We start from the raw sequence: 1,838 nt of genomic DNA, 5'->3' as shown, positions 1-1,838 counted from the left end.
ACTTCGCCGTTGCGCAATTGCCAGTCGAAGAAGTCTGAAAAGTCATCGCGGACCAATGCGCGAATCGCCTTGGCCACCACCCCATGGGCAACCAGCACCACCACCTGTTGCCCATGGTTCACCAGCAACTCATTCAACCCCTTTCGAATACGCTCGACAAACTGCGAGACAGACTCCCCATCGGTGGGCGCCAATTCCCATTGCCGGGTAATGTTCTGCGCCCACAGTTCGGGATAACGTTGCGCCGCCTCCGCCTGGGTCAGCCCTTCAAACACCCCCACGCTGCGCTCGCGAAACGCATCCAGCGTATGCAGTTCAAGCCCGTCATCCGCAAACACAATCGCCGCCGTCTGCTGTGCCCTGCGCAACGGTGAGACCACGACGGCATCGATCTGCGAAGGCAGCCTTGCCCGCAGCTCACGCGCCTGAAGCACACCCCGTTCGTTGAGATCGATGTCCAGCGAGCCCTGGTAACGGCCTTCGGCATTGGCATCGGTTTCGCCGTGACGAACAACATACAACTGCATACCACCTCCTTCACCCTGACGTTGAAAGGCCGCGAACGGCGCACCCGATAAAGGCCTAAGCTAAGATCGAAAAATTATTTATCGAATGTTTTTTAGAACAATAAGCTCACCTTAATCCATTAAGAGTCGAGCACGCCATGCCCCAGTTTTCGCTCCATCGCCTTTTCATCGCGGGCCTTGCCACACTGGGCCTCTGCACCACCCTGAGCACACAAGCCCAGGAAACCGTACGCATCGGCTACCAGAAATCCTCGACCCTGATCACCCTGCTTAAGACCCAGGGCACCCTGGAAAAAGCCCTCAAGGCCGATGGCATCGACGTCAGCTGGCACGAGTTTCCCAGTGGCTTGCCACTGTTGGAAGCACTGAACGTGGGCAACGTCGACATCAGCGCCGACGTGGCCGACACCGTGCCGATCTTCGCCCAGGCCGCCCAGGCCAAACTCACCTACTTCGCCCAGGAAGCGCCCTCGCCGCAAGCGCAGGCGATCGTGGTGCGCAAGGACTCGCCGATTCAGCAACTGGCGGATTTGAAAGGCAAGAAAATCGCCGTGACCAAGGCTGCCGGCACTCACTACTTATTGATCGCGGCCCTGAACAAGGCGGGGCTGGCTTTCTCCGATATCGAGCCGGCGTACCTGACGCCTGCCGATGGTCGCGCCGCGTTTGAAAACAACAAGGTTGATGCCTGGGTTACCTGGGAACCCTTCCTCACCAGCGTGCAACGCCAACTGCCTACCCGCACCCTCGCGGATGGCACTGGGCTGGCCAGTTACAAGCGTTATTACCTGACGGGTACGCCTTATGCCAAGGCGCATCCTGAAGTGCTGAAAGTGGTTTATGAGCAATTGCTCAAGGCCGGTGAGTGGGTGAAGCAGCATCCGCAAGACGCGGCGAATGTGTTGGGCCCACTGTGGGGCAACCTCGATGCAGCGACGGTGGAAACCGCGAATGCCCATCGCAGCTATCAGGTGCAACCGGTGACGCTGGACCAGTTGGGTGAACAGCAGAAGATTGCGGATGCGTTCTTCAAGGCGGGGTTGTTGCCCAAGGCGGTGGATGCTCAGGATGTGCAGGTGTGGAAACCTTGACGGTTCGCCAGGCGTCCGGGGCGGGTACATATCCGTTATTTAGGTAACGGCGGCTTATGGTTTCGCTCTTACAGCGAGTCACTTTGCAAAAGCGGCAAAGTAACCAAAACGCTCTGCCCCGCCTGTCGGCACCTCGCCTAGGCTCGGTGTTCCCTCACTCCGGGATTGCTCCGCGGGCCGCCGCGACGGGGCGTCCCTGCCCCGTCGCGGCTAAACCGGC

2 protein-coding genes are annotated in these 1,838 nt (G+C 59.4%); one reads left to right on the top strand and one right to left on the bottom strand.

Going from position 1 to position 1,838, the window contains the following annotated elements; translation table 11 throughout:
* On the bottom strand, positions 1-527 hold a 527-nt coding region (locus tag HX875_RS24965; RefSeq protein WP_177046671.1), incomplete at its 3' end, for a histidine phosphatase family protein.
* A gap of 137 nt (positions 528-664) precedes the next feature.
* Between HX875_RS24965 and HX875_RS24960 the strand changes: the two genes are divergently transcribed.
* Positions 665-1,618: an aliphatic sulfonate ABC transporter substrate-binding protein gene (locus HX875_RS24960; RefSeq protein ID WP_177046670.1), complete on the top strand. Its 954-nt coding sequence runs from the start codon at positions 665-667 to the stop codon at positions 1,616-1,618.
* The last annotated feature ends 220 nt before the right edge of the window (positions 1,619-1,838 follow it).

The organism is Pseudomonas yamanorum, from assembly GCF_013386765.1.
GTDB classification, from domain to species: domain Bacteria; phylum Pseudomonadota; class Gammaproteobacteria; order Pseudomonadales; family Pseudomonadaceae; genus Aquipseudomonas; species Aquipseudomonas yamanorum_A.
The sequence above is the reverse complement of the archived record's forward strand: the minus strand, read 5'-3'. Positions and strand labels throughout refer to the sequence as shown.